Below are 25,679 nucleotides of genomic sequence, written 5' to 3'. Positions count from 1 at the left end.
GGTTTACCTTGCCAGATTGCGTGATGAGGAACGATCAACCACATAGAGAGGCCGCCCTTGAGCCTGCACGTAGATATGTGACATATACACCGCGAGAATCCCCTGAGCTATCAACAAGATACCTACGAGGAAGGCCACCAGGATGCCCACCATAGCTGACCCAGTAATGTCCCACCCCAGCGGGTCACCCATCATAAACTGTTGCACGATAATGGAAATACCGGTGATGAATGCTACCAGGGTAATCATGACCCCTAGATAGCCAAAAATAAAGAGTGGTTTAATGCTCATCGTGGTAAAGCTATTAAGTGCAAGACCTACCAGTTTGCGCATATCATAGGTGGCTTCACCGGCCAGACGCTCTGGAGCCTCAAACTCAATGTACTCTCGCCTAAAACCTAGCCAATCAATGAGCCCCCGAGTGATGCGTTTACGCTCACCTAGGCGGAGGAACTCATCGACCACGCCCCGATCAAGTAGGCGATAGTCAGTAGACCGAGGCACAGTTTGGCTATCAGAAATTGAGTTGAGGATGCGGTAAAAGTAGCGGGAACCTTGGGTTTTAAAGAAGCCGCCAGCATCGTTAGAGCGAACCCCTACAACGACCTGGGCCCCACCCTGCCAGAGCCTTATGAACTCTGGTAGATAGGCAGGCGGGTGCTGTCCGTCTGCGTCCATCATCACCACAGCCTGACCGGTAGCTGCTTCAATACCAGCAGTTGTGGCAATTTCTTTACCAAAATTACGCGAGAGGTTAACGACCCTTATGTTCTCTTTTTCGTCTGCAAGAGCGTGGAGTTCAGCTAATGTACTGTCAGAGCTACCATCATTCACGTAAACCACTTCATAGGGGACCTGCCCCAATCGGCTCAGCTCCTCGCGCATCTCGTCAAGCGCCGGTATCAGTAGCATCTCATGGAATGTTCTGATACCTTCGCTTTCGTTGTAAGCAGGAACCACTACCGACAGGACGGCTACACCTTGGTCAGGCTTGGGGGAGGAAGGATTGGTCACAGAACCATGATACGGCACCGGGCGACAGCCTCACCACCACTAGACTAGAGGGACTAAAGGCTATGAGGAATCAAACTGGAGGGCTCGTGAAGCAGGATTTATCCAAGCAACCTGTCATCAGCAAGGGGCAGTCTCTTTTTATCACCGGCTCATCAGTTATTAGCGCCGTCTCCACTTTTATTGTCACCTGGCTTGCAACCCGCTCCCTGGGACCTCAGGAGGGCAAGGACTTCCTCGTTTTCTGGTCCCTTACCTCCCTTGTCTTTGCAACACTTCTGGGTGTCCAACAGGAATCAGCCAGGCTCCTGGGGCTTGCCCAGCAAGACCGGGCTGGGACAGGTCTCAAAAACCAGCACTCCAGTAGCTCACCAACCTATAACCCCCTTCTAGCTGCAGTGCTCGTTGGTGTCACCTGCTCCCTGGTTTTCCTCGCCCTCACTCCCGTATGGTTAGGGACGGTGCTTCCGGCTAAGGACCTTCGATCAGCCCTCCTGATCGCCTTAACCACCACCGTTTACGCCTGCCACGTTTACTTTATCGGTGCAGCCGCTGGGATCCGAGCCTGGACCGAATATGCTCTTCTGATCGCTACCGGCGGTATCTTCTGTTTGCTGTGCACCTACCTTGCATCGGTGACCGGAGCAGGTCCGCTAGGCTTCCAGCTGTCCTTTTTAGCTACCGCTTTTTTGTGGATCTTCTTTATCCTTTTCTCACCGCAGATTCGCTCCACACTCACGATTCGCCTGAGCGGTAACCTAAGGACTACCTATATCAGCATGATGCTGGCGGTGGGAACGGCTCTGGCTATGGCCGCCATGTCTACGGGCTTCCCCGTATTTCTTGAAGCCACCAGTTCCACCAGCTCAGCAAAAGAAGCTACCCTGATGGCGGCAATCATTCTGGGTATATCCATCACTAGAGCCCCCATTATGCTCCCTCTTCAGGCTTTTCAGGGTGTGGCGGTCTCCTACTTCATCACCCAAAGTCAAAGCCCCGCAAGGATTCTAGCTAAACCCATAGCGGGCTTAGTCGGCCTGGGAGTGGTGGGTGCCTTAGCGGCCTGGCTCATCGGCCCCTTGCTCTTCGATCTGATTTATACACAGTACGCTGGGCAACTGACTGGCCCCTTCTTGGCCGCCTTAACCTTCGCAGCAGCACTGTTAGCTCTTACTACCCTCTCAGGGACGGCGGCCCTGGCTATGGGGGCACACCGTATTTACCTGCTCGGGTGGGTCGCCACCCTTCTCACCGCTTTGGTCTGCCTCATCTTCCCTTTGGGGCTAGAGGCCAGAACCTTGCTTGCCCTCATATCCAGCCCGCTGGTAGGTGCAGCGGTGCATCTTGCTGGAATGCAGGCCCTCTTCCGTTCTAGGCATTAGACCTTACCTACAAAAATTTAAAGTACTCGTGCAAAGGTCGGATAAGGCCAGCTGCCCGGATAAACTGAACAGCTCGCCAGATAAAGTGCTGGGGCAGAGCAAGGAACAGTGGAACACCCAGCACCTTAGCCAGCTGACGGCGTCCCTGAGCCACTACCTTGATATGTCTACCCCGGGCACCTGCACCCTTACTGATATTTTCCGAGTGCACACGGTAGCTGATACCAGGCCCAGGCAGAGTGGCTACAGCGCCTAATCTGGCTAGCCGCAAGAAGAGATCATAGTCCTCGAACTGTTCCAGGTCCTGACGGTATCCGCCGACCTCCTTGTATGCCTGGGCGCGCATAACGATAGAAGAGTGAGGTATGGGGTTCAGCAGAAGCATACTTCGGCGCACATCATCACCGAGAGGGATTTTAAAATGGCCGGTAACCTGACCGGTACCGTCGATTAGGCGTCCACCGGTACCCACAAGAACACACTGAGGATGGGTAGCCAGATAGTCCAGTTGGGTGCGGAATTTGGTTGAATCCACCAGATCATCACCATCCACGTTAGCGATGAAATCCGCCCGAGCATTTTCACAACCAACTCTCATAGCGTTTGAAACACCGATGTAGCGGTCGTACCTAAGCACAGTCAGTCGTGGGTCCCGAAGCCAGCTGTAGGCTCTTTCCTGAGACTCAAGGGCTTCACCCTTTAATGGGACATCTGGGCTATTGAGGACCAAAATAATTTCAAGGTTAAGGCCCTGACTGTTGAGGGTAGACTCAACTGTTTTGCATAGCCAGTCATTAATATCGCCGCCTCGAATCACTACGGAAAGTTCAGGCACGGGTTTCATAGGCAACCACTCCCTATCAGAGGTGACTATTTCACTAAGCTTGTGAGGATATTTTCGTATTTTTTAGCCTGGCTAGGCCACCCCCACTGCTCTAGGCTCTGAATGGGGCGGGGCTGAGCATCGTGCTCTGCGATTTGTGCGGCAATAGCAGCTGCCAGCTCTTCTGCCCCGCGGTCAGTCACGATGCGAATTCGAACACCGGATTCCTGAAGTACGCGGGCGCTAGAAACATCGTAGGTAACAATAGCAGCCTGTGAAACGTATGCATCAATAATGGTGGTCTGGAAGCCCTCAGCGGCAACAGTCGGGTTGACCAAGGTAGCACCGGCCAGCTCCCGGGCTACCGTGGAATGATCCACAAACCCCTTAAAATCTACGCGGTCAGCTATACCCAGCTCACTAGCATAAGTACGAGCCTTTTCAAGGTCGGGCCCCGCCCCTAAAACAAGAGCTCTGATCCCCGGGTCATCAGCTGCTAGGAGCTGAACCGCCTCAAGGAAGGTTCTCCAACCCTTAACCTCCACAAGCCGGGCCAGAAAGACCAACTTTTTACGATCAAAAGTTACATCTTCAGGGGCTAGGGCAGGAAGTGGAGAAACGTTATAGAAAACCTCAGCCTCCACCCCGGCAAGTCTTTTAATAAAATCACAGGAGGGTTCTGACACCCCAATAACCCGTGAAGCCGCTCGCAGGGTCAAAACACCCAAGGTCCGATCAACGAGTCGGCTGGCAGTGCGAATTAAAGCTTTTTCCGAAGCTACAAAACCTGAACCGTGTTCAGTATGCAGAACGGGGATTCCCAGGATTTTCCCTAAGGCGGATCCTATCCAGCTCATACTAAAAAACCTAGTATGAACCGAGATGATATCTATTTTTTCGCTTTTGAGCAGACGGGCAATTTTCAGGACTCCCAGCGGTGAGGGAAAACCTAAAATTCCATCCACGGTAAGATACTCTTTGAGCCGGTAAACCCTGATACCTTCCTCTACCGCGAAGTGGGATTTGGCCCCTAAAGTAAGTACCGTCACCTGGTGGCCTAAGTCTTTAAGTTCAGCGGCTAGGGCAGAGACATGCTGTTCTAGCCCGCCCACCTTGGGAGGGTAATTATTAATGACAAAAGCAATATTCATGCCCTAGCTATTTCCTCTTATGGTTTGCTGCCTGGCTTGGCTGGTCCTTCAAGATAGCAGCTGGCCCCGATCTATGATCTGGCTTTTCCAGCTGGGACCGTAAGATTGCTACCTCTTCGGCCAGCCTTCTGGTGTCTTCCCCCAAACGAGACAGGTCTAATGTTAGGTGTAAGCAGACCCCTATAAGCATGATAATCGCTAACATAAAGAGCAGATTAACAGGCATAACAACCCCGGCTAACTGTGCCAGGGCCCCCAAAAGGTGCGGGAAGATAGCTAAGATAATGATGGTTGCCGAGACCAGCAGCCACAGCGCGGCGTACTTTTCCTTCATCTTTTGATTGCGGACTTGGGCAAAGACCATAGCAAATATGAGAATGGCCAGGATCAGAAAAAATATGTTAGATGGCACGACTACTTCCCGCTTTCTGTTTTTTTACGGGTCATGGATATACCAAAGGCGAAAAAAGAGCGCATCAGGTAGACAGCTGATTTAAGAGGTCCGGATGAGGGTTTGCCTCCTTGACGTTCTCGCATCTCAACTGGGACTTGAATCACTTTACAGCCAGCTCGTATGGCCATAACTGTGGAGTCAATGGTGTCACCCAAATATTCCGCTGGGAAGAAGTCGCAATACTGGTCAATTCCCCTTTTATTCACGGCACGAAAACCGCTGGTGACGTCCGTAAATTTCTCACCCGATATCTGCGTGAAAAGAAAGGACAGCAGGTGCATGGCCCATTTGCGGGGCCCCTGCACACTGTAACTATCTGACCCAGCAAAACGCGATCCAATGACTATATCCGCTCCCTCAAGGGCTTCTACTAGAGTGTCGATATACTCTGGGGGGTGCTGGCCATCAGAGTCCATTTGCAGGGCAACGTCATAGCCCATCCGCTGGGCGTAACGGTAACCTGCACGCATAGCACCTCCCACGCCCATGTTATAGGGCAGGTCCAGCACCAGGGCGCCTGCCTCACGGGCTACCTGAGCTGTTCTATCTCTTGAACCATCGTTAACAACCAAAAGATCAGCCTGCGGTTTTACGGCGTAGAGCTCTGTAATAGTTCGGCCAATAACGTCTTGCTCATTCCAGGCGGGCATAATGATGAGGGTACTCAGACTACCTCTTAGGGGTTCCGCAGGCATGGGCGTGGAGCTCTCCTCACAAAAAATATTAATTAGGGCCTTATTTGTGGCACTTAGCCTCAATTATAGTCCGGCCGAGCCCCTTCCCCAGTCCACCGCCGGCAGGCCCTAAACCAAGCTGAGTCTCTCAACCACCCAGCTTAGAACACTTTCTGCGCAGGATGTGCTCAAAAGCTTAGCCTACCTCTTTTGGGGCAACCTCAAAGCCCTAGCTCGAGGGCTACATGCAGAGGTCAGCCCGGTACAAGCCGACAGCCCCCACACGATCAATCTGAGTGTAGCCGGGGAGATCCTCCCCCAAGTGATCAAAGCCACTTGCCTTTTGTTGACCAGGAGGAGGTGTGAAATCCAAGGCGTAGAAGGCGTTTTCCCGGCGCATAGCCGGGCAGACATCAGGGTCGGTAGCCGCCTCATCAAAATGGAGCTTAAGCGTCCTCTGATCTTCCGTGACGTCAGCAAGCATATGCTTAGAGGTGACCTCATAGCCAGATATGGCATACGCGTAGGCCCCTCCATCCTCTGGGTTCACCACAATGGTGGACCCCTGGGGCAAGGCTCCCTTGATTTCTTGTAAGAGAGCGATTTCGTCATTGGAGACCCGGTAGCTTGAGTCGGTCACCGTATAGTACTTCTTAAGTTTCTGGAGATATTCTGTGTAACCCACTGCATTCTGGGCCCAATAGGTAAAGGGAGCCAGAAAGATCAAGATAAGAGCGGCCCATAGAGCTCCATCCTTCACCCGCCCCCGCAGGTTTGGGGAGAAAGAATCAACCAATTTCTGACTCATTGCAGATAAGCCACAGGCAGCCAAGGGTAGAGCTACCACGGGTGTAAAAGCAGCAACCCTGTAGGCATCCTGGTACCAGACACCGGTAATTTCGTACCGGCCTTCATCGTAATTTAGGTGACGGATAGCTACCAGAAAGAACATAGCCACTAGCCAGCTACCCAGAATCCATAGTTTTTTATCCCTTTGGGCAACCGTCACAAATATACCGACGATCACCAAAAGGCTGACAGCCCAGAGGGCACCGGTATTCATGACTCCGTTGACCAGACCCTCTCCCACAGCCTGCGAGGCTGTTAGTTCGGGAACCCAGTGACGTCCGGCCTCAATATCTGGGCGCATCAGCACCCACAGCACGCCTAAGACCAGGAGGCAGGAAAAGAGCGCCAGCAACTGGAAGCTGGTAGCTAGCCAACCCAGTTGCCCCCTGAGGGCAGCGCGCACCTGTAGGTACATGCGAACCACAACCATAGGTAGGCAAAGAACCAGCAAAGTAAGTGCCGCGTTAGGGTGGGCCAAGCCTATGCCTAGGCAAACGAAAATCCCCAGGAAAATTCCCTGAACACTAGCTAGGGTCCTCAAATGCGCAAGTCTAAAAATCTGAGCAGCTAGGCCTATACCCACAGGAATGAGCGCAATTCCCAAATTATTGGGATAGAGAATCCCCCAGCGCATGAGAAGAAAAGGGAAGGCTATAAAAGATGCCGAAATAGCCCCTGTCCCCACCAGCGATACCGGGTTATTCCTCAGGATATGGCGCACCATGTAGAGGGTACTGATAGGCCAGACAAAAGCACCAACCGTTAAAGCCATGCTATTGACTGCCACCCGAACAGAATCTTGAGCCGCCCCAAGGGCCAAGGCAGGGATAGCATGCCAGGCAGCCGGGTAAAAGGATGAGTCGGCGTCAATAGTCATTGTCCCGACAAAGAAGGACGAGGCATTGCCCTCTTCAGCGATATACCGGACCGCATTAAGGTGAAAGAGCTCATCAAAGGACTGCCCAATAGCATCTGGGCTACCGAGAACGCCCAGGATACCGCGGCCCAGGAGGGCAACCCCTAGAAAAAATCCTAAGACAGAATAAATACTTTGAGGACCCCACCATTGTGACTGGCTCAGTGTGGATGGGCTACCCGCCGTGAGGGGCAGGGGGGCATCCCACCACCTATATCTCTGCATCAACCGCATCAGCGGGTAGGTAAGGAGGGCTAATATGAGCCCGCTCAGGCAGAGAACAGCTATAGACCACCTGATCCCCAACAGGGGTGCAACTATGGCGCTTAGCCCAATAGTGGCCACCGATACAGGCAGGGAGAGGGCTAGGGCATCTAGCCCCTTCTGGCCTGTCGCTAGGACAAGGAATAGCCCCGGTAGAACAAGAAGCGCCACACAGATAACAACCGGAAGCACAAGAACAGACCAGCTCACCAGTCCCACTACCTTTCGGGGATAAAATATCCGGTATAACTCAACCCATGAGCTCTATGGGTTCGGATCAAAAGTATCTCCTATTTTAGACATATTATTCTTGAGCCTTGTTAATCCCGGGCTTAAACCTGCAGAAATCACGGCAAGTACCGGGCAAGCTCAGAGCTAGGGCGGGCTAGTCTCCTGCACACTATCTTTCTTCCGTACCCGCTATACCTCAGGACCTTGCTCTCATCCCCTTCTTACCGAAACCGCAACAATCACCGCATAAGCTCCCCCCTAGAGCCCCTCACATACAGGCGGATCTTCTATTAAACACCCATTTGTGCACCCTCAGACCAAGAGTAAGCGCAAACCGGCTCGGGGGGGTCTTGCAGGAGCGATTAAACTGTTAGATGACTGTGGCAGGTGCTAATAACCTGCATGATGTACTAGAGAAGGAGTCGACGATGACTTATACCGTAGGCCGCTATATTCTCGATCGCTTGGCTGAGCTAGGGGTCGATAAGGTCTTTGGCGTCCCGGGGGACTTTAACCTCTTTTTCCTGGACGATGTTCTGGCCCATGAGAAGCTAGATTGGGTGGGCAACGCCAACGAACTGAACGCTGGCTATGCCGCAGACGGGTACGCCCGTGTTAAGGGGCTGGGTGCGCTAGTTACCACCTACGGCGTAGGTGAACTGTCCGCTATTAACGCAACTGCCGGTTCTTTCGCAGAAAACGTCCCCGTCATCCATATTGTGGGTGCCCCTAGCCTTGCGGCGCAGAACTCCCACCTGCGTATGCACCACACCTTAGGTGATGGGGATTTTAAGCATTTCATGCGTATGGCCTCGGAGGTTTCTGCCGCTGTAGCCGCTATCCACCCCGCCACTGCAGCCAGTGACATCGACAGCGTGATCCGAAGCGCCGTCATTCAGCGCAAGCCCGGCTACCTGATGCTCCCTGTTGATGTATCCACTATGCCTACCACCCCACCGGCACAGCCACTTGAGGTAGACAGCAAGGTTTCCTCACCCGATATTGAACAGGCTTTCCGCAAGGCAGTAGCTGATTTTATGCAGGGTAAGAAGGTTACTGTACTTGCCGATATTATGACCGAGAGGCTAGGTGCCGTAGCTGAGGTGCGGGACCTGGTGACCGAAACCGGCTTCCCCTTCGCATCACTCATGTGGGGTAAGGCTGTTCTCGATGAGACGGAACCTAATTTTGCGGGTATCTATGTGGGTGGGCTTTCTGCCGAGCCGACACGTGCCGTAGTTGAGGATGCCGAGGTTCTTATTTGCGCTGGTGTAGAGCTTACCGATACCACCACCGGCATCTACTCCCATTCCATTGACTTTAGCCGGGTAATCAATGTTGCGGCTGAGAGCACCAGTATCGCGGGCCGCCACTATGCGCCACTGACCATGGCCAGGTCGCTGACCATCGTGAAGGAAGTCGCGCTGGAGCTGGGGCTCAGTGGTACCGACTTTGAGGCAACCACCACCCAGGAGCCACTCCCCCAGATTACCGATGAGGCACTCACCCAGGACGCCCTCTGGAAGGTTCTTTCATCCAACCTGGATTCTAAGAACACCGTGGTAGTCGATATGGGCACCTCCTTCTTTGGTATGGCTACCCGCAAGTTCCCCAAGGACTCACGTTTTATTGGCATGCCACTATGGGGGTCGATCGGCTATTCCATTCCGGCTCTCTTGGGAGCGGCTATGGCTGACCAGGGATCCCGCGGTGTACTGATGGTGGGCGATGGCTCTGCCCAGCTCACGATCCAAGAGATTGGCACAATTATCCGTGAAGAGATCAACCCGGTTATCTTCCTGATCAACAATGATGGCTACACCATTGAACGTTCAATCCACGGTGTCACCGCCTCCTACAACGACATCACGGCCTATGACTGGTCAAAGATTCCCGGCGCCTTTGGGGGAAGAGAGGACAACACTGTTATTCTTCGAGCCGCCACTATTCGTGAATTTGACGAGGCCTGCCGCCTTGCTCGTGAAACCCGCGACAAGCTGGTCTTTGTGGAGGTTGTCACCGCCCCCATGGACATGCCTGAGCTTCTAGAGAAGTTTGGTGCACAGGCTGCCCAGCTCAATAAGAAGAAGTAATAACTCATAGAGAGCTCAGAGGCCGCCCCCTCAACAGAAGGGGCGGCCTCTGAGGTCATCTGACCTTTCTCAGGGAGTCAGGCTCTAGAGTAGGCTTGCGGCTCCAAAAACTGCCAGGGCACCGGCAAAACCAGTTATGCCGATCAGGGTTTCCATGACGGTCCAGGTTTTGAGCGTAGTTTTTTCATCCATGCGGAAGAAGCGACTGACCAGCCAGAAACCTGAGTCATTGAAGTGGGAGAGCACTACAGAACCGGCGGCAACTGAGACGACCAGGGCGGCTAGCTGAATTGAGTTGTAGTTAGCTGCAAGAACACCGGGGGCAATCAGGCCAGCAGCGGTAGTCAGAGCTACGGTGGCTGAGCCTTGAGCTACACGTAAGATGGCCGCAATCATGAAGCCTGCAAAAATCAGCGGAACCCCTAAATCACCCAGTACATCAGCTAGGGCATTACCAATCCCTGAGGAGCGCAGGACCCCACCGAACATACCGCCGGCACCGGTAATCAGAATAACCGAACAGACAGCGGGCAGGGCGCCGTCCATAATCTTTTGTAGTCCGGCTGCCTGGTCCTGACGCTTGAAGCCTAGCAGGTACATGGCAACTAGGCAGGTGATGAGCAGGGCAACGGGAGTCTCTCCTAAGAGCCGTAGGACCTGGAACCAGGTTTGGTTGGCTGAACCTTCAGGTAGGACACCGCCGGTGGCAAGGGTGTTGAGGCCCGTATTGAAAAAAATAAGGGCCATAGGTAGGAGCAGAACAAAAAGAACCGTTCCAAAAGAGGGCGGGTTGGTAGGATCTTCCTGAGTTTCTTCGTACCCCAGAAGTGCCGGAACCGGTAGGTTAATTCTCTGGGCTACCAGCTTGCTAAAAAGGTAGACTGCCAGGTACCAGGTTGGGACTGCGATCAGGAGTGAGACAAGTAGTAGGGTTCCTACATTTGTTTCAAAGAATGCTGCGGCAGATACCGGCCCAGGGTGGGGTGGAACAAAGACGTGCATAACCGAGAAGGCACCTACAACGGGAATACCGTAGTAGAGCAAGGAACCTCCGACCCAGCGAGCTACTGAGAAGACGATGGGTAGCATGACAACCAGCCCGGCATCAAAGAAGATGGGGAAGCCAAAGAGCATTGAAGCGACGCCAAGGGCAATAGGAGCCCTCTTCTCACCAAAAACTGTGATCAGCTTATTGGCTAGCACCTGGGCGCCACCTGAGTACTGAATCAGAGCACCCAGCATTGCGCCCAGTCCCACCAGCAGGGCTACGGAGGCAAGTGTAGACCCAAAGCCACTGAGCATGACCGGTACAACACTGGTAATCGGTATGCCTGTGGCTACTGCGGTCAGGAGGCTGACAATGATCAGGGAGGGAAAGGCATGTAGTTTCAGTTTGATGATGAGAAGTAGCAGGAGCAAAATTGCACCGGCGGCTATAGCTAGAAGCGGGCCTGCGGTCAGGCTCTGACTCCAGTCGTCGGGGAGGGGCATGAGGAACTACTTTCCTGATGGATAAGATGATGTGGTTACGGGCTAGGTCAGGCTAAGGCCTAGAGCTGCATAAGCTCTCTCAAGGACCTGGGGCATCTCCCCTGAGATATCTACGGCTACACCCTTTTCATCCTCTTGGAGGGGTTCTAGGGTAGCTAGCTGTGACTCAAGTAGTGAAAGCGGCATAAAGTGGCCTGTGCGCCTCTTCATGCGCTCAGCGATTAGGTCTTTATCGCCGGTGAGATGCAGAAACACAAGTCCCGGTGATGCTTCTCGGAGTACATCGCGGTAGGCGCGCTTAAGGGCCGAGCAGGTGACCAGGGTCTTAGCTTTTCGTTTATCTGCTTCCTGAATCCAGGAGGCAATTTTCTCTAGCCAAGGGCCTCGGTCAGAGTCGTTGAGGGGTATTCCTGCGCTCATTTTGCAGATGTTGGATTCTGGGTGCAAGTCATCTCCTTCGATGAATTCCCAGCCCAGCTCATCACGCAGAGCGTGGGCGACACTGGTTTTCCCGGTGCCACTGACCCCCATCACCACAATATGATGCGCGCCATGTGTTTTCATTCCTCCTATTATGCACCGAGGGGGTCACGAACCCTAATTTATTGCTTTACCAGGTCTTAGGCTAAGCCAAGGACTAGGATTTTCACCCTCAGGTATATTCTCTTATCCTTTTAGATCCTCCTCCATCGGAGAATAGAAATAACATGCTTTATTTGGCATATTCACTCTTAGAGTCCCCTGCGGGAGTAAGCTGGAAATCAGCTTAATCCCCTGAAAGGACACCAGTGTCTACACCTGCCAGCCTGCCCTGGATCGAAAAGCTTATTCGCACCGAATCCATTAGCCAGACCAGTAATCGGGCAGTCATCGACCTCATCTCCGCAGAATTTGAGAAGTATGGTTTCACCCCCTATTTCACACACAGCGATGACGGCCAGCGCACCAACCTTTTTGTCACCATTCCGGCCAGCGATGGATCTACTAGTGGCGGATTGGTGCTCTCGGGGCACACCGATGTGGTTCCGGTTGAGGGTCAAGCCTGGACAGTTACTGCCCCTTTTTCACCGCGCGTAGTCGATGGCAAGCTTTATGGCCGGGGAGTATCGGATATGAAGTCTTTTATCGGGGTTATTCTCTGGCTACTCCCCCGCATCGCCCAAGCCCAGCTCACCCGTCCCCTACACTGCGCCTTCTCTTATGATGAAGAAATTGGGTGTGTAGGAGCACCGTCCATGATCCGAGAATTCCGCGAGCGCGGGGTAAAACCCGATTTCGCAGTAATCGGTGAGCCATCCATGATGCAGGTCATTTCGGCCCATAAGGGCGCCCACCGGGGCCGGGTGACTTTTACCGGTGTCGCTAAGCACGCATCACTAGCCCCCCACGGGGTTAATGCTCTAGCTCCTGCGGCGGAGTTCATTACTTTCTTTGAGCAGCTAGCGGCAGGCTGGCGGGAGCACGGCCCCTTTGATGAGGGTTTTATTGTTCCGTCGTCCACTGGCGGAGTGAATTTTGCGCGTGGGGGTATCCAGTACAACATTGTGGGTGAGCATGTGGTCTTGGAGTACGACTTTCGCACGGTACCTCAGATGACGACCGATGAAGTGATAGCCCAGCTTGAGGCTAGGATAGCCGACGATTTGCTACCAGCCCTTAAGTCGCGTGCCCGTGATGCGGAGAAATTGGCGGGTGTTTCTGCCGGTGAGTTTGAGACGGCGGTGGGTATTGAGCACGAGCTTTTGGCTGTTGTTCCTGCGCTGGGCACTGCGGGTGATGCTGAGATTATTGGTCTGGCTAATGACTGGGCAGGGCGTGAGGGGTCGCGGGAAGCTCTTAAGGTTACCTACGGTACCGAAGCTGGCCAGTTTGCCCTCTATGGCGGTGTGCAGGCTGTGGTGTGCGGACCTGGTGATATTGCACAGGCGCATACTCCTAACGAATGGATTGAGCTAGCCCAGATTGAGGCCTGCGAACGCTTTATGGAGAAGGTTTTGGCATGGGCAACCAGCGCCCAGTAAGAACCTGTCAATAGGTTCTTCCAAACTGCAAGGTTGAGTTGCTATTACCTACTGAGCAGGTCTCCTAGGTCTTCGGTGGTATCAAGGCGATAGATGGTCTCCACGGTGTAGTTTTCCCCCAGCTCGGTTGCCAGCCGTCCCTGGAGTTCTTTACCCAGGGCTACCCACCGTTGGTAGAGGTTTTCTTGGTCGTGAGAAGAGGTGGCGGGAGCAGCAGGCCCCTCTGCATTTTCTTCCTCGTGCGAAGGTAGGCTGTGGTCAAGTGATTCCCAGAGCATGGCCCAGTCACCGATGAGCTCGCGGGTGAGGGAACTCAGGGTGAGAACCCAGCAGTTTGTGCGAGTATCTCTGCCGCCGGGTAAGGATCAGGGCCACATTCTCTTTCGATGAGGGCGCGCACGGCACCCATAAAAGCGGTGAGTGCCCGGGTTTCTCGTCCCGTTTCGTCGTCCCCGGGGAGTTTGCCTTCAAAGACCCCAGGGCTCACCTCTTTGAGCAAAGGACAGCCGGGCTGCCCCATCACAGGCGAAGTCACTAGGCTCATGTCCCAGGTCTTTGTTCTCTGCGTGTAGGTAGCCCGAATTGTGATGCCGGCAGATGTCTCGGGCCTATAGGTCACGCTCATCTCAGAACGGCCCGGCGGGTGGTAAGGGTCTTGTTCAATTTCCCCTTGCACATAGATGATGGTGCCAGGTTCCCCGGGGTGAGTTTCGATGACAGGAACCGTGAGGATCCCTGCCAGAACGGGGTGCAGTCCGGGAGCTAGGGGGTAGGGCACAAAGTGATAGCTGGCAACCATAAGCCTAGTGTAGATACCCTGCCGATAGTCTGCCTAAAGGCACCGTAACAAAAGTGCCTACCCCGGGTCTATTTCCTGCTAACTTGCTGTAAGCAGGAGCTTGAGGTGGACGGGGTAGGCGCAAAGGGCTGTATGTGGGTCTTACTCCCAGAAGTGCTTCTTGTCGACCACGGGAATCTGGCCGGTGGGTACATAGGTTGCGGCAGCTGATGCGGCGGTTGCGGCGGTGTCTTCTACCTGGGGCAGGATTTCAGCAGACTTGGAGCGGTACATGTGGGTGTTAGCCCATAGCCCAAACCCAAGTACGGCTACCACCAGAACGGTTGAGATGATCTGGAAGATAGAGAACTGACCGTCGTAGTAGAGCTTGAAGAAGGAGCCGCCCATTATGCCACCGGAGATAGGTGCAGCGATTGGCACCCAGGCGTAGAACCAGCGTGATCGGCCCTTGCCATGGATAGGGAGCAGGGTGTGCATGAGGCGGGGGCCCAAGTCACGGGCAGGGTTGAGTGCGTAGCCGGTCTGACCGCCCAGGCCGATGACCAGTACGGTAACCATGAAGCCGAAGGCAAGGGGCTTGAGTACGTCGTTGAGGTTTAGCGTCAGAGCGGAGCCTTCGAGGGCAGGGCTAAAGTTCACGCCCACATAGAGGGCTGAGAAGACCAGCATGAAGGTACCGATAATCTCGGAGAGAGCGTTGGTGAAGTAGTTGTGAATGGCGGGAACGGTGGCGAAGACACCCAGCTTGATTTTGCGGTCAGCGGTGGCTTTCCAGTGAGGTAGGTAGTTGAGGAAGACGATAAAGGCACCAGCCATGGCACCCAGCACCTGGGCCAGGATGTAGCCGGGCACCTTGGCCCACTCGAATTCGCCGTAGGCAGCTAGCCCGATAGAAACGGCGGGGTTCAGGTGGCCGCCGGAATAGTGGTGGGAGGCGTACACACCAAATGCTACTGCGAAGCCCCAGCCGAAAGCGATGGTGAAGAAGTTGTCACCGTGGCCTTTTGAGCGGCGTAGCTCTACGGTGGCGATGACACCACAACCGATGGTTACCATGATCATGGTGCCAAGGAATTCAGCGAGGTAGGGGCTGATGGTATTCACAGGTTCTCCGCACGGTCTGGGGCGTGGGGCCGGTGCTATCCGGTGTCTTCACCCAAATAATTGTTTCGGTTGCGTTTAAGTGTGAATGAGTGGGTTTGTTGGGGCAAGACCTTAGGGGTAAAAGTGCTCTAACACTTAAGCGATTTCCTGCGATTTACCCAAGATAATGTGATTGAAAACCCATAATTTATTTCCACCTACTAAGAATCTAGCCGGGATTCACAAGCGCAGATTCCCGCATTTAGCGAGCAAAAAGACGCTTTAGTGTCTCCAACAGGTAGCCACGGCACTGCCAAGCCGCCACAAAAGTCCAGCCCAGCACAGCACCCAGGGTGTTATTGAAAAGGTCCTCGGCATCGAAAGTGCGGATCGCACACCCGTAGTATCCCCAGAGCCCGGTGAGCTGGGTCAACTCAATAACCAAGGAGACCCCAAAGGCGGCCAGTAGTACGGTACGAAAATGGGCTTTCCAGAACAGGTAGGCAAAGATCCCAAAGGGGATAAAGAGCAAGATGTTGAGGAGCATCTGCAGGATATAGGTGGAAAAAAGGGCTTCGAGCAGACTACCGTGTTCCCGCAGGGCAAACTGTAGGCTCCATCCCAGGAAGAAGCGGGGGTAGGTATTGCCCCACCCCGCCGGGCAGACAAAGGTGTCCCGATCCGGCAGCGGAAGTAGGGTGTAGGCGACCACTCCGGTGGCGTAGAGCAGGACTATTGAGGTACGCCCCAGCCGTCGCATGAGGGCACGGGTAGCAAGGTGGCGGCTGCCCCACCAGGTCAGGGGAAGAGCAACAAGAGCTAATATAAGCCACAGCCAGATAGCCTGCTGAATCACAGGTAGAGAGTAGTTAAGGTAGTAGCGCATAGTCCAGGGGTGTAGGAATCGGGGGCCTTTATTCTAACCCCTTGTATAAGAGGTCAATTTTATTGTTCCCTTCATGGGCTAGGCCTTCACCTGATAACTGCCCCTCAAAGGGCTAGGGATCCCCCTACAATAAGCCCCAGGGCAGCTGCCAAGGTTGCGCACACAGCTTGTAGCAGGACAAGAATCAAGGGTCCAGCCTTACCGGGGTGGGTGACTGCTTCAAGAAGGGCAGTAGAAAAAGTCGTGTAGCCGCCAAGAAAACCAGCGCCCAAGACTAGTCCAAGACCTTCTGAAAGATCAGAAGCCTGATTCTGGGTTATCACCCCGGTCAGCAGGCCTAAGAACAGGGATCCGGTCACATTAATCAAGAAGACCCCCAGCGGGAGCCGGGTGCAGAGATAAGCCTTAAAATAGCTATCGACCACAAAACGTAAGGCCGCTCCAAGTCCACCAGCACAGAAAATAAGCAAGGCAATCATCGCGGGCCCCTGCCCTTCTGAAAGTAGTTTTCCTTGCGCTCTCTTCCACCGAGCACTTTACCCCAGCGTAACCCTGACCAAGCCATCAGATAGCCTCCAAACAGTGAGAGCACCAGATAAATCAGAGCATCTATGTACTGCCCGGCTGCCCCAAGCTGAGCGAGAGCCAAGGCAAAAGATGAGTAGCTAGTAAATCCACCCAGCACACCGGTGCCTAAAGTTAGACGTGCTGACCTTACCCAGGGTCCCCCTGAACGAGAGTTCAAGAAGCCGGTCAGTACTCCCAGAATGAGGGCACCGGCACAGTTGATGGCAAGCATAGTTACCGGGAGCATGTTCAGGGGGTCTACTGCAGAATCGGGGAATAGGGCGGTAAGAGCCACCCTGATAATGGCTCCGACACCACCACCACAAAAGACCAGGAAAGCATCTGAGGGGCTAGGTTTCACCCGCCCAGACTATCACCTTGTTCGCTCATCCTGAGGAGGGGTCACCGGCAGTAAAATTGACCCTCAAAGCCTTGGATCATCTTCTTTAAATTTCCATCATCAAGACCTGTTTCTTTCCAATCTCCCATCGGGTAGAGTCTGTTGCAAGCTGTTACTTGTTTATTTTTGAAGAAGATTTTGGTGGCCCTGCCGGGGTCTCCTGAGTTTGAGTTGGAGGGTTAAGCCTTGCAACTCGTTGAGCGGGCTCGCGTTGATGGTTGTGGTTCCCCTCAGCGCGAGCCTCTTTTATTAAGAAGAAAGGGGGCCTTGTCCCGCACTTAAGGTGCGAGGCAAGGCTCCCTTTTTCTATGCTTTCAGGTCCCAGCTGACTGCGCTCAATCTAGCTGTTACGGGGTTTCCGCGTCGTGTCGAGAACAAAACCAACCAGAGCCGCAACCAAGGTAGGTACAATCCAACCAAGCTGGTAGGAATGGCCCGGTGCCCAGCCGATGAGAGATTCAATGAGCGAAGACCCAATTCCCTGGGAGGAGAGCGTCATGCACAGCGCCCACAGTACCGAGATGATCAGTGCAAAGCGGTGGGTAAAGTTCATCCAGGGCGCCTTAATACCTGCTTCTACCAGCGCAAGAATCACCAGGGTGAGAGCCGGAGGGTACAGGGTGGTGATGATGGGAATGGCAAAGCTCATCAACCCTTCGAGGCCAAAGGAAGCCAAGGCAAAGGCAATCAGGGTGAAGATGATAGCCCAGGCTCGGTAAGACACTGCGGGAATCAGCTTGTTAAAGAAGGAGCTGGTCGCACCGATAAGCCCAACAGAGGTGGTCAGGCAGGCAAGAAGTACAATTAGGCCAAAGACGAGGGCCCCAGCGCTACCCATAGTCTGGTGAGCAGCTTCGGTCAGCAGGGCCGCACCGTCCTTGAATCCCTGCCCATCCCTAATATGACCGCCAATGTATCCCAGGCCCAGGTAGACCAGCCCTAGGAGTAGACCCGCGATAATACCGGCCAGAGCAACACCGCGGAGCAGGTCACCGCGGGCTGTGATTCCTTTTTCTCGTAGGGAGGCAATCACGATAATCCCGAAAGCAAGGGCAGCTAGGGAGTCCATGGTCATGTAGCCGCTGACAAAGCCTGTAGCAAGGGCGCCGCTGGCGTAGTCTTCGGTGGGAGTTGCCGCTGGCTCACGCAGGGTTAAAAGACCCATCACAAAGAGTGCTACCAATAAAGCCACAAGTGCTGGGGTGAGGTACTTACCCAGAGCGTCAACAATTCCGCTGGGGTTCATGGCCAGCACATAGGAGATCCCAAAGAAAATCGCGGAGAAAATCAGGGTGGGTAGTATGCCTTGGGCGCCAAAGTAAGGTTCTACAGCGATGGCGTAACTTACGGTGCTGGTGCGAGGCAGGGCGTAGAGAGCACCAATGGAAAGGTAGACCAGTGGTGGGAAGATCAGGGCAAAGATACGCCCGCCGCGGCTTGCAAGGTCATGAAGGTCAAGACCTGTCACAGCAAGAGCAATCACCGCAAGAATGGGCATCAGCACACCAGTAGCCAGGAATCCAATTATTGCAGGGGTAAAGTTGGTTCCCGCCTCTGCGCCTAGCATTGCGGGGAAAATAAGGTTACCTGCTCCAAAGAACATGGAAAACAGCATCAAGGCTGTCACCAAGACACCTGCAGGAGAAAATGATGATCGAGAAGTAGTGTTCATTTCTGGCGGTTATCAATTCTTGTTGAAAGCGAAAGCTATAGCTTATACAGTTTCGGGCAAGAGGTCCACAAAAGAGTGGGACCTCAGCACCGCAGACCGGTAGAATGGTAGGGATACGGTACTTTCTGCAATAAAGATGGGGGGTCAGTGTGCGCATTGCTCGTATCTACAATAACAATGTTGCGCTCACCCAGACCTATTCCGGTGAGCAGATTGTTGTTATTGGCAAGGGTCTTGCTTTCGGCAAGCGCAAGGGGGACATGGTTGACCCCACTTTGATTGAACAGACTTTTGTTCCTGAATCAGGGATGTCTGATGAGAGTTTGTCATGGTCTCTGGCAAAAATACCATCAGAGATTTTGGGTATTACAACCGATTTGGAGTCTCTAGTTAAGGCTGAGGGTATCAGCATTTCTCATTCTTTTATTGTGCCGGTAGCTGACCATATCAACTATGCGGTTATTCGTGCCAAAGAAGGCCTAACTGTCGATTATCCGCTCGCTGTTGAGGTGTCGCAGCTTTATCCCCAAGAGGTCCGATTTGGACGTCGTGCCCTTGAGCTGGTTAAAGACCGTATGGGCATTGAGCTGCCCGATATTGAGTCTATTCCTCTGGCTATGCACCTGGTTAATTCTCAGTTCGCTTCTGAGGACATGGGCAGCACTTACCGCATGACCGAGGTTTTTGCCCAGATTTTTGAAGTTATTGGTGCAGGCTTTGGTGGCCCCGTTGATCGTTCGCTCATGAGTGCGGCGCGCTTTGTTACTCATCTTCGATACTTGTTCGTGAGAGCCTCTCAGCACCAGCCTCCGGATTCTTCCCCTAGCCTCCCGCTCCTCTTGGACAGCATGAGAGAGGCTCACCCCCGCGCTTTTGCCTGTGCCCGCAAGGTGCGCCTGGTACTAGAAATGCACCTTAACCAGCCACTGACCGACGATGAACTCACCTACCTGACGATTCACATTGCCCGGCTTGCCCGGGATCAGTACAGCATCTCATAGCTCAAGCCAGCAAGGGGTAGGGTTTTCAGCATGGCGTGAGAACAAGATGCACGCTGGTTCATCTGTCTATTTTTTCTTCTGCATAAAAGAATCAGAAAATAAACATAGATGCTGGTCAAGCCAATATTTCCCTTAAAGTAGCTTAATATTTAAGGCAAGTATTCCATACAGGTAAACCGAGAGTTAGGCTAAACCTGTAGGGGTTTTTCCAGCCGCCCCTGCATCTACTCTTTCACAAGACTTATGCGAGGAGGTTTTGTGACCATATCTACCCCATCAGCTAGTTCCATTAAAGATCAGGAAGGCCTCTGGAGGAACTTGACGGAGACTCTGGCAACTCTCAATCTCCATCTTGATCGTTGCCTCAAAAAAGAAGCAAAAATTAAGCTGTCCGACTACAAGATTCTGGCAACTCTCATGGAGGCCAATAGCGTCTCTCCCACCGCAGGAACGCTTATACGCATGCGCGATCTTGCGCGAACTACCAGCGTTTCAGCTTCTCGTCTCACCTACCAAATTGAAGCTCTTGAGCGGCAAGGGTGGGTCTCAAAGATGCCTGTGCTTCAGGACCGTCGAGGTAAAGGTATAGTAATTACGCCCTTGGGCCAGCAGGTCTACCGCCAGGCAGCTCCTATATATACCAGAGAGGTACAGCGCACAGTTTTCAGCGCACTTGACCCTTCAATAGCCCTTGCGGTTTCACTTTTTTCGCGAACTGTCCGGAACAACATCACATCACAGAGCAAAACTCAGGACCCGCAATAGCTTATAGGTCATTTGTACCTTCTACAGATAAGGGTTCACACCAGCCATCAAGACGGTACAACCCCTCTCTTATGTGAAGCTGCTATTGGCACCCTCAGCCAGGTATAACTTAGCTGGATTTACCAGCCTTACCCTTGGGTGCTGCTCCCACTCTCTGTGCCTTATAGAGCTGTTCACGGTTGGCAAGAACAACTAGAGCCATAGCGTTAAGGGCAAGACCCACAATAAAAATAATCCAGCCAACAATCATAAGCGAGGTTCCGCTTAGGATAGCTCCCACAACGAGAGCTGTCACCGAAACCAGGTAGGCCGGCGAGAAAAGAAATTTTGTATCCATGAACTGAGGTATAACCTATCTGCCGGTAGAGCTTTAGTGAACGTGCGGACGAGGGGGGCGGGGGCGGAAGATACGCTCATCGGAGGTTGCCGCAGGGTTGGAAGGAAGGATCTCGTGAGACTCAGTTACGGGTTCCGCTTCATCAATCTGCGTATCTGATACCTCTCCTAGGCTCTCAGCTTCCTTCTGACCTTCCCCACCCGTCAGCAGAGCAGGAAGAGGTCCGCCCTTGGAACGCTGAATCATGACCAAGGTAGAGAAGACATTGAGGCCCAAGCCAGCCAGAAGCAAAACCCAACCCAGCACCGCGAGCAAAGATGAGCTGACACTCACCAGTAAAGCTCCTACAAGCAGAGACGCAAGGGAAGTCAGGTATGCCGGTGAAAGATCTTTGGGGTCCATGGGTCCTAATTCTTTGGTTTACTTAATGCCTATATTCTATAGGAAGAATATTTAGGGGTAGGGCGACAAGCGTCCAGTTACACCGGGTGTAGACCTAGCGCCTATCGAGTGGTTACCTACCCCATGGTAGGGGATAATCCTCAGAATTTCTTGAGTATCTACCTCTCGGCATCCTGAATCACCCTAGAAGTTGGGGGCGGCATCCGTCCCTACGCCTCGTCGGCGAATCTGGGGGGAAAAGATGGGGCCTTCCTGGGCCTTGGCAGGTTCGTGCCCACCACAAGCACTGGATGAGCAACCTCCGCACCCACCAGAGGCGCCGCAGGGAGCAAGAGCTGTACCGGACTCTTGGGCTAGATCTACTCCATGGGCACGCAGGTAGTCTTCGTGTTCTGAAACCAGGTCACGGTCTTCAGCACCAAGAACAAGGAACCCTCCGTCACGAATCATTTTGAGGTCATCGAGGGCTGACTGTCCGGTGGAGGTGAGGTAGTCGCCCAAGAAGAGAGAGTTCACCACATGCAGGGCCAGTGGCTGTAGAGTGCGCAGGTGCATTTCACGCCCCCCGGCCATGCGCAGTTCTTTTTCCGGGGCAACCATGCGGACCGTGGCGAGAATCCGTAAGCACCGCATGGGGGTCAACTCCCAGGTTCCTGCCAGCGGGGTTCCTTCAAAAGGCATCAGGAAGTTCACCGGGATTGAGTCCCCCTCAAGTTCTTTGAGGGAAAAGATGGCATCAACGAGCTGTTCATCAGTCTCACCCATGCCCACAATCAGGCCAGAGCAGGCAGAAAGGCCGGCGTTTTGGGCTTTTGCGACGGTATCTAGCCGGTCCTGGAAGGTGTGGGTGGTGCAGATATCGGCGTAGTGGTCTTCGCTGGTGTTGAGATTGTGATTGTAGGCATCTACCCCGGCAGTTTTAAGGCGGTCAGCCTGGCCGTCTTTGAGGATACCCAGGCAGGCGCAGACCTCCACCTGAGGGTGTTCTTCTTTGAGGTCTTCTACCATTGCTGCCACCCGCTCAACATCACGATCGGTGGGACCTTTACCGGAGGCCACCATGCACACGCGTGATGCCCCACCGGCAATACCGTAGCCGGCCTGCTTGACGGCTTCATCAGCCTTAATCCAGGTGTATTTGAGCACGTCGGCTTCTGAGCCCAGACGCTGGGAGCAGTAGGTGCAGTCTTCGGGGCAGAGGCCCGATTTGAGGTTGACCAGGTAGTTGACCTTGACGGTGTTGCCAAAGTAGTGACGGCGCAGGCGCGAAGCCGCATCCACGAGAGCAAAGGTCTGGGCATCGGTAGCTGTCAACATGGCGAGCGCTTCGTCGCGAGTCGCAGGCTGGCCAGCTAGGGCCCTGTCGGCAAGAGCAGAAAAGTCAGTCATGCAACCAGTGAACACTGTTTTTGAACAGTGTTCAACTTTTGGGCACCTATGACTTTTTCACTTCTCCTGCCTGAGCCTGCTTTAGGACCCACACCCGCCACTACCGCAAGCGCAGTTGCCACCGCACCCACCGGTCTTATCGGAACCGCTCAGGGCGATCTGAGCGTAGGTTTCTGCACCGGCAACACCGTGCTGACTCAGGTAATCCACATATTCGGCGACCAGGTCACGCTCTCCGGCACCTTCAATAGTGAGCCCTGCGCCCACAATAAGTTTGAGGTCCTCAAAAACCAGGCGAGGTTCCTCGAGACTGTCGTTGAGCACCAGGGAATCAATCGCACCCACAGCAAGGGGCTGTAGGGAGCGGAGCGTTGCTTCTCTGCTGGAACCCAGGTGAAGACTACGAGCAGGATCCGCAATACGGGCGGCAGCAATAATGCGTAACGCTTCCATAGGGAGCAGAGCACTGTCCCCTGCCACAAAATCAAGTTCCAGAGCCTTACGTGTTTCACCCTCGTCGATAAGTAGAGTAACGAGTGTTGTAGGGTCAAGCGGTGCGGTAATTTCTAACCGAACCCCCGCTTTTACGTCTGCCGCTACCCCCGGCAGGTTAGTCACTGTCATCAGCGTCCCAAAGTGCTGTTGTCGTAGTTCCGCCGCGAATTCCATGAGGGCGAAGGTAGCCGCAGCGCTAGCGGTAAGAACGTCGCTGATGTCCTCGGCGGTGACCTTCTGCCCCGCCCGGACGCGGCGGGTTAGGTCTGAGAAGTTAAGAGTCATGCTCCCCAATGTACTCCCCTACCGCCAGTTTCGCCCTGCCGGGTCAGCGCCTAACTGTTCTGAAAACTCAAAGTAGGACACAATGAGGGGGTGGCATTAACCCGTGAAAAGATTCTTGATACAGCTTTTGAAGTACTCCGCCAGTTTGGGCTAGCCGACCTGTCTATGCGCAGGTTGGCAACCGAGCTGGGGGTTGCACCGGGCGCCCTTTACTACCACGTCAAAAATAAGCAGGAGCTCCTTACTCATCTCGCATCTCGCATGTTGCACAGAGTTCTGGTCGCCTCATCTAGGCGGGGTAGAGCAGGCACAGGTAGGTTGGACATTATCTGCGGTGAACTGTACACCCAACTTATGCCGGTCAAGGAATCTGCCGAGGTAATCCGTCTGGCTATTGCACTGCATCCCCAGGAGCAAGGGCCGGGGCATCTTGATCTTTTAGATATTCTGGAAAGCGAATTTAAACCCCTCTGCGGATCCTCTGCGGGCCTTGCCGCGAGTTCTTTGCTCCATCTGGCTCTCAGCCTGATTGAGGAAGAGCAGACCAGAGCATTACTCACGGGTGCCGCTCCTGCCTCAGATCCCCCGGCAAGCTATATATCTGCCCTGGAACACCTGATTAAAGGTTTCGCAGTCAGTCCCTCAACTCCACCGGGGTATTAGCCTGCGATACCTTCGACAAGAAATAAAGTAGTAGCTTCATACGTTTTACATGTAGCTAGAATGACAACCGGCTCCTGAAGCCTGTAGAAAAGATAAGTATCGTGACTTTCCGTGTAGAACCCCTGTGGTCAACTCTGCCCGACCATGAGGCCCAGGTGGAGGCCGCCCGCACCGCTTTCATCGATAAGTATGGGGAGGAACCAGACGGTGTGTGGTCAGCTCCAGGTCGACTCAATCTCTTGGGGGAATACATCGACTTTTTGGGCGGCTCCTGCATGCCCATGCCTCTGCCCTACCGCACCTATGTTGCAGGTAAACTCCGCACCGATGGAGTTCTGCGGGCTGCATCTCTCCAGATGCCAGGCGATGACCGCACTGTTGTCATTCGTGAGATCGCTCCCGGAACTATTAAGGGCTGGTTCACCTATGTTGCCGGAGTAGCCTGGGCTATGAATAGGGAAGGCGGCAAAGATATCGCTCTGCCCCACCAGTTTGGTGCCGACCTCCTGATTTCATCGCAGGTTCCCGTGGGCGGGGGGCTCTCATCATCAGCTGCTATTGAATGTTCAACAGCGCTCGCCCTCCTTGATCTTTCGTGCCCTCTACGAGCTGATTGTGACTCCACCGAGGCTCTTCCCTCTGATCGAGGTCCCGGTAATGACCAGCTCAGGGCGCGCCTGGCGCAGGTCTGTATCAGAGCTGAGAACGAGGTCGCAGGTGCCCGCACAGGAGGGTTGGATCAGACCGCTTCTCTTCGTTCCACACCGGGCCAAGCGCTTGTCATTAACTTCAGGGATTTCTCTATTGAACCGCTAGAGGTCGATGTGAATAAGGCAGGTCTAGCCTGGCTGGTTATTAATACCAACACTCCCCACGAGCTCACAGGTGGAAAGTTTGCCGCTCGGCGGGCGGCCAACGAGGCTGTCACCCAAGCTATGGGGCTCGACTATCTACGCAATTCGCTTCCCAAGGATCTATCCTGCGCCGGTCTCAGCGAGCGCGAGGCCAAACAGCGTCGTCTCAATATTATTGACGAGACAGTCAACCGCGCACTGGTTGCCCTGGAAGAAAGTGGGCAGCCCCTAGATTTCCCCCGTGGCTGGGTGCGCCACACTCTTCACGACATGACGCTGGTTGAGCGAGCTGCCTATCTTCTAAAAGCTAAAGCTGCGAGTGGGCACACCGATTGGGTTGAGCTGGGCCATCTCTTCACTGAAAGCTTTGTTTCCATGCGCGATGAGCTACGGGTCTCACGCCCCGAAATTAATGTGGCGGTAGAAACCTGTTTGAAGGCCGGGGCTTTAGGTGCCCGACTGGTGGGTGGTGGCTTTGGTGGCGCTGTCATGGCCCTCATGGATGCCGCGCATATACAGCAAGCCGCCCAGCAGGTTGCTCTTGCTTACGCTCAAGGGGGCTATGATGAGCCTGAGTTCTTGCCGATGGTAGCAGGCTTCCCTGCCGATAGAGATCTTTAGGACTTCTTCTCAGCCTCTCAAAGTATTGCACAGCTCCTTGAATGCCGGACTGACTATCTCAGCATATCTACAGCCTGGCGGGTTTCTTTTCACAGTGAGA

At 53.9% G+C, this 25,679-nt stretch carries 26 protein-coding genes; 7 read left to right on the top strand and 19 right to left on the bottom strand.

What is annotated here, in order from left to right:
• Positions 1-3: 3 nt before the first annotated feature.
• Positions 4-1,014 carry a glycosyltransferase family 2 protein gene (locus tag ACN085_RS10220; protein WP_419111461.1) on the bottom strand — a complete coding sequence of 337 codons (1,011 nt, stop codon included), beginning with the start codon at positions 1,012-1,014 and terminating at the stop codon, positions 4-6.
• 86 nt (positions 1,015-1,100) lie between these two features.
• Between ACN085_RS10220 and ACN085_RS10215 the strand changes: the two genes are divergently transcribed.
• Positions 1,101-2,393 (top strand): hypothetical protein, encoded by a 1,293-nt coding sequence (locus tag ACN085_RS10215; RefSeq protein ID WP_419111460.1) that lies wholly within the window; start codon positions 1,101-1,103, stop codon positions 2,391-2,393.
• Between the two features lie 7 nt (positions 2,394-2,400).
• Here the strand turns inward: ACN085_RS10215 and ACN085_RS10210 are convergent, their stop codons facing one another.
• From ACN085_RS10210 to ACN085_RS10190, 5 genes are all read right to left on the bottom strand, one after another.
• Positions 2,401-3,237 carry a glycosyltransferase gene (locus ACN085_RS10210; protein WP_419111459.1) on the bottom strand — a complete coding sequence of 279 codons (837 nt, stop codon included), beginning with the start codon at positions 3,235-3,237 and terminating at the stop codon, positions 2,401-2,403.
• 26 nt (positions 3,238-3,263) lie between these two features.
• Positions 3,264-4,367, bottom strand: a complete 1,104-nt coding sequence (locus tag ACN085_RS10205) for a glycosyltransferase family 4 protein (RefSeq protein ID WP_419111458.1) — start codon at positions 4,365-4,367, stop codon at positions 3,264-3,266.
• Between the two features lie 7 nt (positions 4,368-4,374).
• Positions 4,375-4,779 (bottom strand): DUF2304 domain-containing protein, encoded by a 405-nt coding sequence (locus tag ACN085_RS10200; RefSeq protein ID WP_419098826.1) that lies wholly within the window; start codon positions 4,777-4,779, stop codon positions 4,375-4,377.
• Positions 4,780-4,781: 2 nt separating this feature from the next.
• Entirely contained in the window at positions 4,782-5,516 is a 735-nt protein-coding gene (locus tag ACN085_RS10195) for a glycosyltransferase family 2 protein (protein ID WP_419098825.1), read from the bottom strand.
• Between the two features lie 220 nt (positions 5,517-5,736).
• Positions 5,737-7,734: a DUF6541 family protein gene (locus ACN085_RS10190; RefSeq protein ID WP_419111457.1), complete on the bottom strand. Its 1,998-nt coding sequence runs from the start codon at positions 7,732-7,734 to the stop codon at positions 5,737-5,739.
• Between the two features lie 449 nt (positions 7,735-8,183).
• On the opposite strand from ACN085_RS10190, the gene ACN085_RS10185 reads away from it, so the two are divergent.
• Positions 8,184-9,848: an alpha-keto acid decarboxylase family protein gene (locus tag ACN085_RS10185; protein ID WP_419111456.1), complete on the top strand. Its 1,665-nt coding sequence runs from the start codon at positions 8,184-8,186 to the stop codon at positions 9,846-9,848.
• A gap of 84 nt (positions 9,849-9,932) precedes the next feature.
• Here the strand turns inward: ACN085_RS10185 and ACN085_RS10180 are convergent, their stop codons facing one another.
• Positions 9,933-11,339 carry a GntP family permease gene (locus ACN085_RS10180; protein WP_419098822.1) on the bottom strand — a complete coding sequence of 469 codons (1,407 nt, stop codon included), beginning with the start codon at positions 11,337-11,339 and terminating at the stop codon, positions 9,933-9,935.
• A 42-nt stretch (positions 11,340-11,381) separates the two neighbouring features.
• Positions 11,382-11,903 (bottom strand): gluconokinase, encoded by a 522-nt coding sequence (locus ACN085_RS10175; RefSeq protein WP_419111455.1) that lies wholly within the window; start codon positions 11,901-11,903, stop codon positions 11,382-11,384.
• Positions 11,904-12,127: 224 nt separating this feature from the next.
• Here ACN085_RS10175 and ACN085_RS10170 point away from each other — a divergent pair, with 224 nt between their 5' ends.
• On the top strand, positions 12,128-13,360 hold the full coding sequence (locus ACN085_RS10170; protein WP_419111454.1) for an acetylornithine deacetylase: 1,233 nt from the start codon (positions 12,128-12,130) through the stop codon (positions 13,358-13,360).
• A 44-nt stretch (positions 13,361-13,404) separates the two neighbouring features.
• Here the strand turns inward: ACN085_RS10170 and ACN085_RS10165 are convergent, their stop codons facing one another.
• The 7 genes from ACN085_RS10165 to brnQ form a co-directional block, all read right to left on the bottom strand.
• Complete coding sequence (locus ACN085_RS10165; protein WP_419111453.1) at positions 13,405-13,638, bottom strand: hypothetical protein; 234 nt, start codon at positions 13,636-13,638, stop codon at positions 13,405-13,407.
• Between the two features lie 35 nt (positions 13,639-13,673).
• On the bottom strand, positions 13,674-14,159 hold the full coding sequence (locus ACN085_RS10160; RefSeq protein WP_419111452.1) for a hypothetical protein: 486 nt from the start codon (positions 14,157-14,159) through the stop codon (positions 13,674-13,676).
• Positions 14,160-14,300: 141 nt separating this feature from the next.
• Positions 14,301-15,263, bottom strand: a complete 963-nt coding sequence (locus ACN085_RS10155) for an MIP/aquaporin family protein (RefSeq protein ID WP_419105184.1) — start codon at positions 15,261-15,263, stop codon at positions 14,301-14,303.
• A gap of 241 nt (positions 15,264-15,504) precedes the next feature.
• Positions 15,505-16,128 (bottom strand): VanZ family protein, encoded by a 624-nt coding sequence (locus ACN085_RS10150; RefSeq protein WP_419111451.1) that lies wholly within the window; start codon positions 16,126-16,128, stop codon positions 15,505-15,507.
• A gap of 104 nt (positions 16,129-16,232) precedes the next feature.
• Positions 16,233-16,607, bottom strand: coding sequence for a fluoride efflux transporter FluC (locus ACN085_RS10145; RefSeq protein WP_419111450.1), 375 nt, complete (start codon positions 16,605-16,607; stop codon positions 16,233-16,235).
• Positions 16,604-17,056, bottom strand: a complete 453-nt coding sequence (locus ACN085_RS10140; RefSeq protein ID WP_419111449.1) for a fluoride efflux transporter FluC — start codon at positions 17,054-17,056, stop codon at positions 16,604-16,606. Before ACN085_RS10140 ends, ACN085_RS10145 begins: the two co-directional genes overlap by 4 nt.
• A 379-nt stretch (positions 17,057-17,435) precedes the next feature.
• Positions 17,436-18,767, bottom strand: a complete 1,332-nt coding sequence (gene brnQ, locus ACN085_RS10135) for a branched-chain amino acid transport system II carrier protein (RefSeq protein ID WP_419111448.1) — start codon at positions 18,765-18,767, stop codon at positions 17,436-17,438.
• A gap of 149 nt (positions 18,768-18,916) precedes the next feature.
• Here brnQ and ACN085_RS10130 point away from each other — a divergent pair, with 149 nt between their 5' ends.
• Together ACN085_RS10130 and ACN085_RS10125 are read left to right on the top strand one after the other, a co-directional pair.
• Positions 18,917-19,768: a PRD domain-containing protein gene (locus ACN085_RS10130; RefSeq protein ID WP_419098813.1), complete on the top strand. Its 852-nt coding sequence runs from the start codon at positions 18,917-18,919 to the stop codon at positions 19,766-19,768.
• Between the two features lie 258 nt (positions 19,769-20,026).
• On the top strand, positions 20,027-20,533 hold the full coding sequence (locus tag ACN085_RS10125) for a MarR family winged helix-turn-helix transcriptional regulator (protein WP_419111447.1): 507 nt from the start codon (positions 20,027-20,029) through the stop codon (positions 20,531-20,533).
• Positions 20,534-20,642: 109 nt separating this feature from the next.
• Here ACN085_RS10125 and ACN085_RS10120 read toward each other — a convergent pair whose 3' ends face one another.
• The 4 genes from ACN085_RS10120 to ACN085_RS10105 form a co-directional block, all read right to left on the bottom strand.
• Positions 20,643-20,870 carry a hypothetical protein gene (locus ACN085_RS10120; protein WP_419111446.1) on the bottom strand — a complete coding sequence of 76 codons (228 nt, stop codon included), beginning with the start codon at positions 20,868-20,870 and terminating at the stop codon, positions 20,643-20,645.
• Between the two features lie 33 nt (positions 20,871-20,903).
• Positions 20,904-21,272: a hypothetical protein gene (locus ACN085_RS10115; protein WP_419098810.1), complete on the bottom strand. Its 369-nt coding sequence runs from the start codon at positions 21,270-21,272 to the stop codon at positions 20,904-20,906.
• Between the two features lie 183 nt (positions 21,273-21,455).
• Positions 21,456-22,661, bottom strand: coding sequence for a biotin synthase BioB (bioB, locus tag ACN085_RS10110; RefSeq protein ID WP_419098809.1), 1,206 nt, complete (start codon positions 22,659-22,661; stop codon positions 21,456-21,458).
• A gap of 81 nt (positions 22,662-22,742) precedes the next feature.
• Positions 22,743-23,441, bottom strand: coding sequence for a hypothetical protein (locus ACN085_RS10105; protein WP_419111445.1), 699 nt, complete (start codon positions 23,439-23,441; stop codon positions 22,743-22,745).
• A 90-nt stretch (positions 23,442-23,531) separates the two neighbouring features.
• Between ACN085_RS10105 and ACN085_RS10100 the strand changes: the two genes are divergently transcribed.
• Together ACN085_RS10100 and ACN085_RS10095 are read left to right on the top strand one after the other, a co-directional pair.
• The gene (locus tag ACN085_RS10100; RefSeq protein ID WP_419111444.1) at positions 23,532-24,104 is read left to right on the top strand and encodes a TetR/AcrR family transcriptional regulator; all 573 of its coding nucleotides are present in this window, start codon (positions 23,532-23,534) and stop codon (positions 24,102-24,104) included.
• Between the two features lie 101 nt (positions 24,105-24,205).
• A complete protein-coding gene (locus ACN085_RS10095; protein ID WP_419111443.1) occupies positions 24,206-25,579 on the top strand; it encodes a galactokinase in 1,374 nt (457 codons plus the stop codon).
• Positions 25,580-25,679 lie beyond the last annotated feature (100 nt).

It is taken from the genome of Rothia sp. P4278, from assembly GCF_048512945.1.
Lineage (GTDB): Bacteria > Actinomycetota > Actinomycetes > Actinomycetales > Micrococcaceae > Rothia.
The sequence above is the reverse complement of the archived record's forward strand: the minus strand, read 5'-3'. Positions and strand labels throughout refer to the sequence as shown.

What these genes read in the sequence shown, in the direction of transcription:
- ACN085_RS10210 (WP_419111459.1), bottom strand. Translation starts at nt 3,237, where the DNA reads ATGAAACCCGTGCCTGAACTTTCCGTAGTGATTCGAGGCGGCGATATT.
- ACN085_RS10115 (WP_419098810.1), bottom strand. Translation starts at nt 21,272, where the DNA reads ATGGACCCCAAAGATCTTTCACCGGCATACCTGACTTCCCTTGCGTCT.
- ACN085_RS10120 (WP_419111446.1), bottom strand. Translation starts at nt 20,870, where the DNA reads ATGGATACAAAATTTCTTTTCTCGCCGGCCTACCTGGTTTCGGTGACA.
- bioB (WP_419098809.1), bottom strand. Translation starts at nt 22,661, where the DNA reads ATGACTGACTTTTCTGCTCTTGCCGACAGGGCCCTAGCTGGCCAGCCT.
- ACN085_RS10165 (WP_419111453.1), bottom strand. Translation starts at nt 13,638, where the DNA reads ATGCTCTGGGAATCACTTGACCACAGCCTACCTTCGCACGAGGAAGAA.
- ACN085_RS10185 (WP_419111456.1), top strand. Translation starts at nt 8,184, where the DNA reads ATGACTTATACCGTAGGCCGCTATATTCTCGATCGCTTGGCTGAGCTA.
- ACN085_RS10205 (WP_419111458.1), bottom strand. Translation starts at nt 4,367, where the DNA reads ATGAATATTGCTTTTGTCATTAATAATTACCCTCCCAAGGTGGGCGGG.
- ACN085_RS10105 (WP_419111445.1), bottom strand. Translation starts at nt 23,441, where the DNA reads ATGACTCTTAACTTCTCAGACCTAACCCGCCGCGTCCGGGCGGGGCAG.
- ACN085_RS10145 (WP_419111450.1), bottom strand. Translation starts at nt 16,607, where the DNA reads ATGATTGCCTTGCTTATTTTCTGTGCTGGTGGACTTGGAGCGGCCTTA.
- ACN085_RS10195 (WP_419098825.1), bottom strand. Translation starts at nt 5,516, where the DNA reads ATGCCTGCGGAACCCCTAAGAGGTAGTCTGAGTACCCTCATCATTATG.
- ACN085_RS10160 (WP_419111452.1), bottom strand. Translation starts at nt 14,159, where the DNA reads ATGGTTGCCAGCTATCACTTTGTGCCCTACCCCCTAGCTCCCGGACTG.
- ACN085_RS10175 (WP_419111455.1), bottom strand. Translation starts at nt 11,903, where the DNA reads ATGAAAACACATGGCGCGCATCATATTGTGGTGATGGGGGTCAGTGGC.
- ACN085_RS10150 (WP_419111451.1), bottom strand. Translation starts at nt 16,128, where the DNA reads ATGCGCTACTACCTTAACTACTCTCTACCTGTGATTCAGCAGGCTATC.
- brnQ (WP_419111448.1), bottom strand. Translation starts at nt 18,767, where the DNA reads ATGAACACTACTTCTCGATCATCATTTTCTCCTGCAGGTGTCTTGGTG.
- ACN085_RS10180 (WP_419098822.1), bottom strand. Translation starts at nt 11,339, where the DNA reads ATGCCCCTCCCCGACGACTGGAGTCAGAGCCTGACCGCAGGCCCGCTT.